Annotated in this window: 14 protein-coding genes; 7 read left to right on the forward strand and 7 right to left on the reverse strand. The window is 70.7% G+C overall.

The window, feature by feature from the left end:
- On the reverse strand, positions 1-483 hold the full coding sequence (locus OG943_RS29040; RefSeq protein ID WP_328604103.1) for a hypothetical protein: 483 nt from the start codon (positions 481-483) through the stop codon (positions 1-3).
- A gap of 405 nt (positions 484-888) precedes the next feature.
- Here OG943_RS29040 and OG943_RS29045 point away from each other — a divergent pair, with 405 nt between their 5' ends.
- Both OG943_RS29045 and OG943_RS29050 read left to right on the forward strand, forming a co-directional pair.
- On the forward strand, positions 889-1,815 hold the full coding sequence (locus OG943_RS29045) for a diacylglycerol/lipid kinase family protein (RefSeq protein ID WP_328604104.1): 927 nt from the start codon (positions 889-891) through the stop codon (positions 1,813-1,815).
- A 274-nt stretch (positions 1,816-2,089) separates the two neighbouring features.
- On the forward strand, positions 2,090-2,344 hold the full coding sequence (locus OG943_RS29050) for a WhiB family transcriptional regulator (RefSeq protein ID WP_091612873.1): 255 nt from the start codon (positions 2,090-2,092) through the stop codon (positions 2,342-2,344).
- A gap of 385 nt (positions 2,345-2,729) precedes the next feature.
- On the opposite strand, the gene OG943_RS29055 is transcribed toward OG943_RS29050, so the two are convergent.
- The gene (locus OG943_RS29055) at positions 2,730-4,250 is read right to left on the reverse strand and encodes a sensor histidine kinase (protein ID WP_328604105.1); all 1,521 of its coding nucleotides are present in this window, start codon (positions 4,248-4,250) and stop codon (positions 2,730-2,732) included.
- Positions 4,251-4,487: 237 nt separating this feature from the next.
- On the opposite strand from OG943_RS29055, the gene OG943_RS48470 reads away from it, so the two are divergent.
- Positions 4,488-4,562, forward strand: a complete 75-nt coding sequence (locus OG943_RS48470) for a 50S ribosomal protein bL37 (protein WP_098515123.1) — start codon at positions 4,488-4,490, stop codon at positions 4,560-4,562.
- An 80-nt stretch (positions 4,563-4,642) separates the two neighbouring features.
- Here OG943_RS48470 and rsrA read toward each other — a convergent pair whose 3' ends face one another.
- Together rsrA and OG943_RS29065 are read right to left on the reverse strand one after the other, a co-directional pair.
- Positions 4,643-4,972 carry a mycothiol system anti-sigma-R factor gene (gene rsrA / locus OG943_RS29060; protein WP_328604106.1) on the reverse strand — a complete coding sequence of 110 codons (330 nt, stop codon included), beginning with the start codon at positions 4,970-4,972 and terminating at the stop codon, positions 4,643-4,645.
- Positions 4,969-5,595, reverse strand: a complete 627-nt coding sequence (locus tag OG943_RS29065; protein ID WP_328604107.1) for a sigma-70 family RNA polymerase sigma factor — start codon at positions 5,593-5,595, stop codon at positions 4,969-4,971. The genes rsrA and OG943_RS29065 overlap by 4 nt, the downstream gene beginning before the upstream one ends.
- A gap of 200 nt (positions 5,596-5,795) precedes the next feature.
- Between OG943_RS29065 and ybaK the strand changes: the two genes are divergently transcribed.
- Positions 5,796-6,272 carry a Cys-tRNA(Pro) deacylase gene (ybaK, locus tag OG943_RS29070; protein ID WP_328604108.1) on the forward strand — a complete coding sequence of 159 codons (477 nt, stop codon included), beginning with the start codon at positions 5,796-5,798 and terminating at the stop codon, positions 6,270-6,272.
- A gap of 13 nt (positions 6,273-6,285) precedes the next feature.
- Here ybaK and OG943_RS29075 read toward each other — a convergent pair whose 3' ends face one another.
- The 3 genes from OG943_RS29075 to OG943_RS29085 form a co-directional block, all read right to left on the reverse strand.
- A complete protein-coding gene (locus OG943_RS29075; RefSeq protein WP_328604109.1) occupies positions 6,286-6,993 on the reverse strand; it encodes a DUF6333 family protein in 708 nt (235 codons plus the stop codon).
- 118 nt (positions 6,994-7,111) lie between these two features.
- Positions 7,112-7,720, reverse strand: coding sequence for an alpha/beta hydrolase family protein (locus tag OG943_RS29080; protein WP_328604110.1), 609 nt, complete (start codon positions 7,718-7,720; stop codon positions 7,112-7,114).
- A complete protein-coding gene (locus tag OG943_RS29085; RefSeq protein WP_328604111.1) occupies positions 7,717-8,478 on the reverse strand; it encodes an SOS response-associated peptidase in 762 nt (253 codons plus the stop codon). Before OG943_RS29085 ends, OG943_RS29080 begins: the two co-directional genes overlap by 4 nt.
- A 115-nt stretch (positions 8,479-8,593) precedes the next feature.
- Here OG943_RS29085 and rsgA point away from each other — a divergent pair, with 115 nt between their 5' ends.
- The 3 genes from rsgA to OG943_RS29100 all read left to right on the forward strand — a co-directional run bounded on the left by rsgA (position 8,594) and on the right by OG943_RS29100 (position 11,452).
- Entirely contained in the window at positions 8,594-9,607 is a 1,014-nt protein-coding gene (rsgA, locus tag OG943_RS29090; protein ID WP_328604112.1) for a ribosome small subunit-dependent GTPase A, read from the forward strand.
- 88 nt (positions 9,608-9,695) lie between these two features.
- Positions 9,696-10,574, forward strand: coding sequence for a hypothetical protein (locus OG943_RS29095; RefSeq protein ID WP_328604113.1), 879 nt, complete (start codon positions 9,696-9,698; stop codon positions 10,572-10,574).
- Positions 10,575-10,669: 95 nt separating this feature from the next.
- Complete coding sequence (locus tag OG943_RS29100) at positions 10,670-11,452, forward strand: hypothetical protein (protein WP_328604114.1); 783 nt, start codon at positions 10,670-10,672, stop codon at positions 11,450-11,452.
- Positions 11,453-11,492 lie beyond the last annotated feature (40 nt).

Raw genomic sequence — 11,492 nt, forward strand, 5'->3', positions numbered from 1 at the left:
TCAGTCCTCTTCGTTCTTCTCACGCTCTGCGCGGCGGCCGGCGAGGCCGCCGCGCTCGGCGGCCTCCTCCTCCGTTTCGTCCACGTGCTGCCCCAGCGCCCACGCGCGCGACGGGCGGCGGAACAGCAGCACCAGCGCCGCGACGCCGAACACGGCGATCGGCGCGCCCCAGGCCGGCTGGCCGGACGGGCCGAGCACGTACCAGCCGACGCCGACCAGCAGCAGCGCGACGACCACCCCCGGCGAGCGGGCCCACGTGCGGCCCAGCACCAGCCCGGTGGACGCGGCGAGGAAGGCCAGCGCCAGCACGGCGTACGTGGCGAACTCGGCCCAAATGTTGTTGCCCGGCCGCGGCGGCGACTCCAGGCCGCGCACGAGCACCACGACGCCCAGCGCCAGCAGCCCGAGGCCGGGCAGCGCGGTGAGGACACCCGCCAGCCGGACCTCGGCCGGGGCGGACGGCGGCTTCTCGGTGAGCGACACGGGACGGCCTTCCAGACGCTGGGCGGGAATACGGGCGGGGCGGAACGCGCTGTGCTGAGCAGGCAGGGCGGTGCTTTGCGAGAGCACAGTGGACCCGACCTGCACGAGTCACAATGCGTGAGCAGTTTCGATGGTATGCCACCCGGTCGGCCGTTTTCGCGGGACGCCGGGGACGTGAAAATCGAAGTGTCGTCGATGAGCGGGCGGTCGGCCCGGGTGCACTTGTCACGACGAGCGTGAGGATTCGCCGTCCGCAGAGGAGGACCGCCCGCCACAGCGTCATCGGGTGTTGGGTCATCGGCTGTTGGGCCACCGGCCCGGAAACCCGCCGGAGGGGCTGAGCTTCGCGTCACCATGTGACGTCGAAGGTTCTCGCGGCGGCCGAGGGTCACCTACCCTGCGGTAGTGCGCGCGATCCTCGTCGTGAACCCCCAGGCCACCTCGACCACAGCGGGTGGCCGGGATGTACTGGCGCACGCGCTCGCCAGCCAGGTCAAGCTCGACGTCGTCGAAACCGACTACCGCGGCCACGCGATGGCCGTGGCGCGCTCGGCGGCCCGGGACGGCATCGACCTGGTCGTGGCGCACGGCGGCGACGGCACGGTGAACGAGGTCGTCAACGGTCTCCTCGCGGACTCCGGCAGCGACCCCGCCGACATCGGGCCGGTGCCCGCGCTGGGCGTGGTGCCCGGCGGGTCCGCGAACGTCTTCGCGCGCGCCCTCGGCCTCGCCGTGGACCCCGTGGAGGCGACGCACCAGCTGCTGAACGCGCTGGAGTCGGGCCGCAGCCGCAGCGTCGGGCTCGGGCTCGCCGACGGGCACTGGTTCACCTTCAACGCCGGCCTCGGCTGGGACGCCGACGTCGTCGGCCGCGTCGCGAAGCGCCGGGGCAAGGAGACGAGCGCCGGGCTGTACTTGCGGGCCGCGGTGCGCTCCTACTTCCGGCCGCCGCTGGGGCGCCCGGTCCTCACCGTCCGGGTCCCGGGCGAGGAGCCGGTCGAGGTGGTGACCGCTTTCGTGTCGAACACCGATCCGTGGACCTACCTGGGTGAGCGTCCCGTCCACCTGAACTCGGGCTGCTCGTTCGAGACCGGCTTGGGCCTGTTCGCGTTGAACGGTATGCCGTTGCCGACCGTGTTCAAGCATGTACGCCAAGCTTTGCTCACCAAGAGCAACCAGCGCGGACGGCGTCTCGTGCGTCACGACGACGTGCCATTGATCCGCATCGACGCAGCTGAGCCGGTAAACTTCCAGGTGGACGGCGACCTCGTCGGCCAGCGCACGCGGGTCGAGTTTCACAGCGTCCCCGGCGCACTCTCCGTAATCGTGTGACGACTGGGCCACTGATCGCCTGCGGCAAAGTGCCTGTTGCCGCTCGTCGACGCAGAAGCTCCACTCACCGCATCGGCCTTCCCCCGGGCGGTCTGTTTCGGACAGAAACCGCAGGTCAGAGCCGTCGCCCGGCCGGGTGAGCTGACTCACCGATCTTCAAGAAACCCTTGTCGAAAGCGGTGCTTCGTGAAAGCATTCACAAGCACCCAAAAACACGACCGCCATGACGACTGTGGCGCGGCCCTCCCGCGTCGCTATAAAGGAGCTCACGAACATGGACTGGCGCCACGACGCGGCCTGCCGAGACGAGGACCCCGAGCTGTTCTTCCCGGTGGGAACCAGCGGTCCTGCTCTGCTTCAGGTCTCCGAGGCGAAGGCCGTGTGCCACCGCTGCACCGTCGCATCCGACTGCTTGGCCTGGGCTCTGGCCAGTGGTCAGGACGCCGGCGTGTGGGGCGGCATGAGCGAGGACGAGCGACGCGCGCTCAAGCGCCGCCGTACGCACATCGGCACGCGTACCAACGCCTGAGCTTAGGCTCAGAAAAAGCACCACCAGGAACCGGAACTTCCGCCGGCTGGCAGCTCCATCCCACGCCGTCCGGGGCGATACCCATCCGGTTCTAGTTTAACAACTGAGGTGAAATCACCCATAAGCGGGTGTCGCGCCACCTCACTCAGAACGTTGACAGGGCCGGTCCCGCTTCGGCGGACACCGGCCCTTCAACGTGTCCGGGCTCGGCCGGTTCTCCCGCGCCGAGGGGATGCCGCATGCCGCGCCAGTCCAGTTCGGACGGTGCGATGGTCCCTTTCGGACACTGCCGGATCATTTGACGTTCAACAACTTCCGGGCCAGGAACGGCTGCCGCGCACACGTTGACGGCGAGCGGCCAGGAGCCGGCTGCGAAACCCGGAACCTAGAGCCGCCGGGAAAGCGGAATGCGCAGCGCGGCTTCCGTGCCCGACACGCGGGCCCCCGCCTCGGCGCTGCTGACCTTGCGCAGCGAGAGGGACCCCCGCAGCTCCGACTCCACCAGGGTCCGCACGATCTGCAGGCCGAGGCCGTCGCTGCGTTCCAGGGAGAAGCCCGCGGGCAGGCCCCGGCCGTTGTCGCGGATCACCACGTCCAGCCAGCGGGCCGAGCGCTCCACCACCAGCTCCACCTTGCCCGGCCGGCCCTGTGGGAAGGCGTGCTCGATGGCGTTCTGCACCAACTCCGCCAGCACCATCACCAGCGGCGTCGCGATCTCCGCGATCACGATGCCGAACGAACCCTTCCGGGTGAGCCCGACCTGCGACTCCGCCGTGGCGACCTCGCCGACCATGGGCAGCACGTTGTCGAGCAGCTTGTCGAGGTCCACGCGCTCGTCCACGGAGATGGACAGCGCCTCGTGCACCATCGCGATCGACGAGACGCGGCGCACGGACTCGCCGAGGGCCAGCCGCGCCTCCTCGCTCGACGTGCGGCGCGACTGCAGCCGCAGCAGGGCCGCGACGGTCTGCAGGTTGTTCTTCACCCGATGGTGGATCTCGCGGATCGTCGCGTCCTTGGACAGCAGCGCGCGGTCGCGGCGCTTGACCTCGGTGACGTCGCGGACCAGCACCAGCGCGCCGGCCGCCTGGCCGGCCGGGCGCAGCGGCAGGGCGCGGAACAGCACCACGGCGCCGCGGCGGGAGTCGGCCTCCGTGCGGGTCGAGGGCTTCCCGTCGAGGGCCTCGATGATGCGGTGCGAGACCTCGGTGGCGTCGAACGGGTCGCGGATCAGCGAGCGCGTCAACGGCGCCAGCCGCTGCCCGACCAAATCGGACTCGTGGCCCATCCGGTGGTAGGCGGACAGGCCGTTGGGGCTCGCGAACACAACGGTGCCCGTCGGGTCGAGCCGGATCAGCCCGTCGCCGACGCGGGGGCTGGTGTGGGTGTCGGTCTGGTTGCCGTTGTTGGGCGGGAAGGTGCCGTCCACGATCATCTGGCACAGGTCGCCCGCGCTGCCGAGGTACGCGATCTCCAGCGGGCTCGGCACGCGCGGCGCGGCGAGGTTCGTCTCGCGGCTCATCACGCCGACCACCTCGCCGCCGAAGCTCACCGGCACGGCCTCGCGGCGCATCGGCACGTCGCGGTACCAGTGCGGGTCCTCTTCGCGGCAGATCCGCACCTCGCGCACGGCCTTGGCCAGCTGCGGGTGCTCGTCGACGGTGAACCGCGTGCCGACCACGTCCTCGGGGTGCGCAGTCGGCGCCGTGGTCGGGCGGGCGTGCGCGACGCACACGAAGTCGCCGCCGTCGGGCTGCAGGTCCTTCGCGACGGGCACCCAGAGCAGGAAGTCGGCGAACGAGAGGTCGGCCAGCAGCTGCCACTCCGCGACGACGGTCTGCAGGTGGTCGGCCGCTTCGCCGGTGAGGCCGGTGTTTTCGGCGAGCAGATCGGAAAGGGTCGACACGGCGCTACCCGACCGTCCCGGCCGCGGCACCGACCACGTCGGCCCCGGTCACCAGCCCGGTCTTCCCAGCCATCGACCACTTCATGCTTGTCATCCAACCAGAGCGTTCCCCGATCAGCACGGGCGCCGCGGGTGAGCCCGGGCACGCATGACACACTGGAGCGGTTGACCCGAGCCCGGCAGGTGTGCCCGCACCCCCGAACCCGGGCCATCCAGCTCAAGCACGAGGAGTGAAGCATGTCGAAGCGCGCCCGCAAGCGTCGCGACCGTAAGAAGAACGGCGCGAACCACGGCAAGAAGCCCAACGCCTGATTTCCGGCGTACGGACGCGACACGGCCCCCGCACCAGCTGGTACGGGGGCCGTCGTCGTCTCGGGCGATGATGCGGGGGGCTACTCGCCTATCCGCTGCTCGATGGTGACTTCGGTGCGCTCCACGGTCACCCCGCCGCGGGTGGCGACGGTCTGGCGGATCGAGGCGCGCAGCCGGCTCTTCAGGTCGTCCGGGGCGTGGTCGCCGCCGCACTTGCGGGCCAGCAGGTGCTTGAGCTGCTCGTCGATCCCGTACTCCGCGAGGCACGGCGGGCAGTCGTCGATGTGGCGCCGGAGCTCCGCGTCACGACCGGGGCTGCACTCCTTGTCGAGGAGCAGGAAGATCTCCGAAAGCGCCTCTTCGCACCGGACCTTGTCCTTGGCGTCCTTCGAGCCGTCACCCGCGCTCATCGTTTACCCACCTCCTCGCGGTCACCGCGGATGAAGCCGCGCTCGCGCGCTACGTCGGCGAGCAGGTCGCGCAGCTGGGCGCGGCCACGGTGCAGGCGGGACATCACGGTGCCGATCGGCGTGTCCATGATCTCGGCGATCTCCTTGTAGGCGAAGCCCTCGACATCCGCCAGGTAGACGGCCAGCCGGAACTCCTCGGGCAGCTTCTGCAGCGCGGCCTTCACGTCGATGTCGGGGAGGTTGTCCATCGCCTCGACCTCGGCGGAACGCAGGCCGACCGAGGTGTGGCTCTCCGCCTTGGCGATCTGCCAGTCGGAGATCTCCTCGGTGGGCTGCTGCACCGGCTGCCGCTGCCGCTTGCGGTAGCCGTTGATGTAGGTGTTGGTGAGGATGCGGTACATCCACGCCTTCAGGTTGGTGCCGGCCTTGAACGACGCGAACGCGGCGTAGGCCTTCAGGTATGTCTCCTGGACCAGGTCCTCGGCGTCGGCGGGGTTGCGGGTCATCCGCATCGCGGCCGAGTACAGCTGGTCGAGCAGGGGCATGGCGTCCCGCTCGAAGCGTTCGGCCAGCTCCAGCTCGTCGGTCGCCGTCTCCGGCGCGGAGTTGGGGGTGCTCGGCAAACCGTTCCCTTCCCGATCGGCGTCGATGCGCGGGCGCGCATACGGCAGGATCGAGTTTACGCGGGGTCCGGAGATGGCTGAACCCCCCGGGCTCTCGGGCCGGCGCCTGACTGGGCGAGTGGTGGCGAGCGTGCTGTTCACATGGGCTACAACAGGGCGTGGCGGCGGTCCATTCCCGGCCACTCGTAGACTCGTCTGCCATGGCGGGCAAGGGAACTCCGGCGACGGCGCTGCTCACGAAGCAGAAAGTGGCGCACGTCCTGCACGCGTACAACCACGACCCGCGAGCCGATTCGTACGGCCTGGAGGCCGTCGAGGCGCTGGGCCTGGAGCCGGCCCGGGTGTTCAAGACCCTCGTGGCGGAGGTCGACGGCAAGCTGACCGTGGGCGTGGTGCCGGTCACCGGCCAGCTCGACCTGAAGGCACTGGCCATGGCCGCGGGCGGCAAGAAGGCCAAGATGGCCGACCCGGCCGCCGCCCAGCGGGCGACGGGCTACGTGCTGGGCGGGATCTCGCCGCTGGGCCACCGCACCCGCCTCCCGGTGGTGATCGACGCGACCGCCCCGGCCTTCCCGACGGTGTACTGCTCGGCCGGCCGCCGCGGCCTGGAGGTCGAACTCGCCCCGGCCGACCTGGTGCGGCTGACGAACGCGGTAGTCGCCGGAATCGCGGCTTGACCCGATCCCCCGCTCAGCCGATGGTGGTCAGCCAGATCTCTTCCAAGTGGAGTGCGGCGTCTTCGGTGTGGCGGACGCGGAACTCGGACATCCGGAGGTCGCGGTAACCCCACGGGTCGAGCGGATCCAGCAGCTGACGGCCGAAGTGCTCCCAGGGAATGGTCCACGGTTCTTCGTCGAGGTCGATGTAGGCCGCGGCGAGGGCTTCGGCGCTGACGCCGACGGCCCGCGCGATGGCGTGCGGGTCACCGTCCATGGAGAACTGATCGGGTCCGGGCCAGCCTTCGGTGTACAGCTTCAGTCCGCCGGGCAGGTGGACGGCGGTCTGGCTGTGGTTCTCCCCGCGGTCGATGCTCGCCGAGCCGATGATCCTGGCCCCGGGGTGGCGTTCGGCCAGGACGCTGGTCACGTCCCACAGGGTTTTGTCGAAGCTGTCGCCCGCGAGGGCGGGGTCGGAGATGCCGATGACGCCGCCCCAGCAGCCGACCGTGACAAGGTCCAGGTCCGCTCGCGTCTGCGGAGACGCGGGGGCGGTGTCGGTGAGGGGCAGCTCTTCGAGGACGGCCTCGACGGTGGGAAAGGACTCGGCGAAGGCCCGGGCCCGCGCCGGATCGTGCGGCGCGAAGTTGGCGAGCGAGCTGCGCGAGTGCGGGTGGAACGGAGGGAGGACGACGGCGATGGTGAACTCGCCGTAGCCGTTGACTTCCTGGTCGTCGATCACACCGGCACCGTAGTGAAAACCGGCGCTCAGGACTGCGGGTTTCGCTGATCTCGAAAGCGGCCGCGGCCGAGTTGTCCACAGGGTCGAAATGCTGTGGACAAAGCTGGGGAATCACCGCTCACAGGTGCGGCCGCAGCACCCGCTCCAGCCACTCGGCGGCCGCCCGGGACACCGCGTCCAGATCGGCGGAAAGGTTGTGGTCGCCGGGGATCAGCAGGACCTCGTGGTGGGGGCCGGGCGACGGGCGGCCGAACGGGTCCCGCTCGCCCTGGATGACCAGGGCCGGGACTTCCACCGCGTCCAGTTCGGGCTGGCGCGTCTTCTCCGGCCGGCCCGGCGGGTGCTCCGGGAACGCCAGGCACAGCACCGCCACCGCCTGGCCCGCGGACGCCGTGCGGCACGCCACGCGCGCGCCCGAAGAACGGCCGCCGAACACCAGCGGCAGGTCGTCGAAACGGGCCGACAGTTCGTCGGCCACCGTGAGCCACGCCGAGTCCAGCTGGTTCGCCGGTGCGGGGGCACGGCGGCCCGCGACGCGGTACGGCTGCTCCACCAGCGCGACGTGCACGCCGGCGTCCTTCGCGGCGCGCGCCACCACGACGAGGTCCTTCGCGCCGATGCCACCGCCGGCGCCGTGGCCGAGCATCAGCACCGCGACACCGTCCTTCGCGCAGTGCAGCTCGGCCCGCGCGAGGCCGTGGTCGGTGTCGATCTCCAAGGTGGTCATGGCCGCTCGAACAGGCCGTCGTCCAGTGGCTGGACGGGCGCCTCGACGCGGGCCAGCAGCTCGGGGCCGTTGTTGCGCACGTTGTTGACCAGGCTCGAGACGGGTCGCAGCTCCAGCGACTCCACGATGTCCGGCGGCGTCGGCACCATCAGGCCGTCGACGTCGTCACGGTCCGGGTCCAGCCAGCCGTCCCAGTGGTCGCGCGGCACGATCAGCGGCATCCGGTGGTGCACGTCCGTGAGCTGCCCGGCGGCGTCCGTGGTGATGATCGAGAACGTGATCAGCGGCTCGGCGTCCGAGGAGTCCTTCGGCCGCCAGCTCTCCCAGATCCCGCCGAACGCGATCGACGAACCCGCCGGGTCCGTCATGTAGAACGGCTCCTTCTCCTTGCCCGTGCGCCGCCACTCGAACCAGCCGTCGGCGGGCACCAGGCAGCGCCGCGACGCCAGCGCGCGCTTGAACGCGGGCTTTTCACGCGCCGTTTCCGAGCGGGTGTTGATCATCCGCGAGCCCACCGACGGGTCCTTCGCCCAGAACGGCACCAGGCCCCACCGCATGACCCGCAGCGAGCGCTCGGCCGGCTCGTCTTCGAGCACCAGGCCCTCGGCGTCACGGGGATGGCGCTGGACCACGGTGACGACGTTCTTCGTGGGCGCGACATTGTGGTCCACCCGCGCCCGGCCCTCGGTCAGGTCGACCGCGGCGAACTCCTCGATCAGCGCCGCCGGATCCTTCGTCGCGGCGTAACGGCCGCACATGCCAACCTCCTCCGCACCGGGGCCCCAGGACCAATCGTTACACGCAGGCCGGGCCGGGCGCGAGCGGCATGGGATCATTTCGACCAGGCAGGACGACCGGAAGGACGTGGGCGGTTTGGCGCGAGGCGACTGGAGCAAGCTGGACGAATCCGACGTGCGGGTCCGTCCCGGCAAGGGCACCAGGCCGCGCAGCAAGCGCCGCCCCGAGCACGCCGACGCCGTCACCGCCATGGTGGTCGGCAAGGACCGGGGCCGCTGGACCTGCGCGATCGACGCCGATCCGGACCAGCTCGTGACGGCCATGCGCGCCCGCGAGATGGGCCGTGTCTCCGTGGTCGTCGGCGACATGGTGGGCGTGGTCGGCGACGTCTCGGGCAAACCGGACACGCTCGCCCGCATCATCCGGGTCGACGAACGCACCAGCGTCCTGCGCCGTACGGCCGACGACACCGACCCGTACGAGCGGGTGGTGGTCGCGAACGCGGCGCAGCTGCTCATCGTGACGTCGCTGGCCGACCCGCCGCCGCGGACCGGCTTCATCGACCGCTGCCTCGTCGCCTGTTACGCGGGCGGCGTGGAGCCCGTGCTGTGCCTGACCAAAGCCGACCTGGCGAGCCCGGACGAACTGCTCTCCGGCTACGCGGGCCTCGACGTGCCCGCCATCGTCACGCGGCACGACGAGAAGCCCGAAGGCCTGGCGGAACGGCTGGAAGGCCGCGTGACGGCGCTGGTCGGCCACTCCGGCGTCGGCAAGTCCACCCTGGTCAACCGCCTCGTGCCGGACGCCGCACTGGCGACCGGTGACGTGAGCGCGGTCGGCAAGGGGCGGCACACGTCCGTCGCGGCCGTCGCGCTGCCGCTCCCCCTGGCCGGCGGCGGCTGGGTGGTCGACACCCCGGGCATCCGCTCGTTCGGACTGGCCCACGTGACGAGCGACGACATCGTGAAGGCCTTCGAGGAGTTCGCGGAGGCCGCGGAAGAGTGCCCGACGAACTGCGGCCACCTCGGCCCGCCCGAGGACCCGGACTGCGCGCTGGACGACATCGTCAAGGAAGGCCGCGCGGGCGCCGACCGGCTGGGCTCGCTGCGCCGGCTGCTCACCTCACGCGCGGGCACGCTCGAGACGTGACCTTCGTCGTTTTGTGAGAAAACGGCGTAACTGTTCCCCCTGTCCGGCGATACTGCGGGAGGAAGCGACCTTTCACAGGGGGAGAAGCATGCGCAAGACCACTTTCGTCGTCGCCGCGGGCGCCGCACTGGCACTCGTGCTGACGGGCTGTGGGGCCAAGAGCGATTCCGGCACGGCCTCGGCCGGTGGCGCCAAGCCGGAGCTGGGGCTGGCGGCGCCGTTCGGCAACGTGCTGGAGCTCGCGAGCGCGGCCAAGCAGGGCACGGAGAAGTCGAAGACCGCGAAGATGTCCATGGACATGTCGGCCGGCGGCAAGAGCGAGACCATGCAGGGCGCGATGTCCTTCAACGGCGTCAACTCCGCGTTCACCATGACGATGACGGGCGCCGAAGGCCCGACCGAGATGCGCTACGTCGACAAGACGCTGTACATGAAGGTGCCCGCGAGCGAGGCGGCGCTCGGCAACGGCAAGGCGTGGCTGAAGATCTCGCCGGACGCCACGGACCCGCTTTCGCAGGCGTTCAGCAAGGCGATGTCGCAGGCGTCGGACCAGGGTGACCCGTCGCGGGTGCTGGACCAGGTCGCCAAGACCGGCCGGATCGTCAGCTCCGACCAGACGCAGCTGAACGGCGAGCAGGTCAACCACTACGTGGTGGAGCTGGACGTCGACAAGGCCGTCGACCAGTTCACCGGCCAGCTGCCGGCCGAGGTCAAGGCGAAGATGACCGAGCAGCTCAAGGGCAAGAACATCAAGATCCCGGCCGAGCTGTGGATCAACAAGGACCAGCTGCCCGTGCAGGTCACCATGGACCAGGGCCCGATGATGCAGGCGCTGGGCGCCGGTGCCGCCGGCTCGAGCAAGACGACCGTCAAGTACAGCGACTGGGGCTCCCCGGTCGACGTGACCGCCCCGCCGGCCGACCAGGTCGGGGACTTCAGCGAGATCGCGAAGAAGCTGGGTCACTGACCCAGTCCCAGTGGCAGTGGGTCCCCCGAACGGGTTCGGGGGACCCACTGTGCTTTTGTAGGGTCTCTTTCCGCCGGTCAGGACGGGGTTCCCGGATGCGCAGGACGGCCTTGGCCCTCGGTGCCGTGCTCACCGTGACCCTCACCGGCGCGTGCTCCGATGACACGACCGGCTCGGCGCCGCTGTTCTCCGACGCCCGCTCGCTGGCCGACGCGGCCTCGGCCGCCACCGTCGCCGGGCACTCCGCGAAGTTCACCACCGACGTCGCGGCGGGGACTCTCGTGTCGCACGGGCAGGGCCAGGCGAAGTTCGCGGCGGACGGGACCTCGCTGGTGATGACCACCGACTACATCGGCGAGCCGCTGGAACTGCGGCTGGTGGCGAGGCAGCTGTACGCGAAGGTCCCGGACGGCTCGCGCGACCAGGTCACGGACGGGAAGCCGTGGGTGAAGGTGTCCCCCGACGGCAGCGACCCGTTCTCCCAGGTGCTCGGCGGCAGCCTCGCGCAGCTGGCCGAGCAGAACGACCCGGCGCGCACGCTCGCGCAGGTCCGCACGGCGGGGACCCTCAAGTCCGGCGAGCGGACCCAGCTCGACGGCACCGGCGCCGAGCACTACCGCGTGGACGTCGACCTGGCGAAGCTCGGCTCGGAGCTGCCCGCCGGACTGCCGCCGGGCACGGTGACACCCGGTACGAAAGTCCCCCTCGACCTGTGGCTCGACGCGGCGGACCGGCCGCTGCAGCTGGTGCTGGACCTGTCGCCGATCCTCAGCGGGTCCGACGGCGCCCGGATCACCGCGCGCTACAGCGGCTGGGGCTCACCCGTGGACGTCCAGGCCCCCGCCGCCGATCAGGTAGGCGCGCTCGTCGGCGGCTGACCGAACGCCCCAATGTGGCGTTCGGTGCGTCCAACGCACC

Source organism: Amycolatopsis sp. NBC_00345 (genome assembly GCF_036116635.1).
Lineage (GTDB): Bacteria > Actinomycetota > Actinomycetes > Mycobacteriales > Pseudonocardiaceae > Amycolatopsis.

What these genes read in the sequence shown, in the direction of transcription:
- OG943_RS29050 (WP_091612873.1), top strand. Translation starts at nt 2,090, where the DNA reads ATGGACTGGCGCCACGACGCGGCCTGCCGAGACGAGGACCCCGAGCTG.
- rsrA (WP_328604106.1), bottom strand. Translation starts at nt 4,972, where the DNA reads ATGAGCGCGGGTGACGGCTCGAAGGACGCCAAGGACAAGGTCCGGTGC.
- ybaK (WP_328604108.1), top strand. Translation starts at nt 5,796, where the DNA reads ATGGCGGGCAAGGGAACTCCGGCGACGGCGCTGCTCACGAAGCAGAAA.
- OG943_RS29080 (WP_328604110.1), bottom strand. Translation starts at nt 7,720, where the DNA reads ATGACCACCTTGGAGATCGACACCGACCACGGCCTCGCGCGGGCCGAG.
- OG943_RS29085 (WP_328604111.1), bottom strand. Translation starts at nt 8,478, where the DNA reads ATGTGCGGCCGTTACGCCGCGACGAAGGATCCGGCGGCGCTGATCGAG.
- OG943_RS29095 (WP_328604113.1), top strand. Translation starts at nt 9,696, where the DNA reads ATGCGCAAGACCACTTTCGTCGTCGCCGCGGGCGCCGCACTGGCACTC.
- OG943_RS29100 (WP_328604114.1), top strand. Translation starts at nt 10,670, where the DNA reads ATGCGCAGGACGGCCTTGGCCCTCGGTGCCGTGCTCACCGTGACCCTC.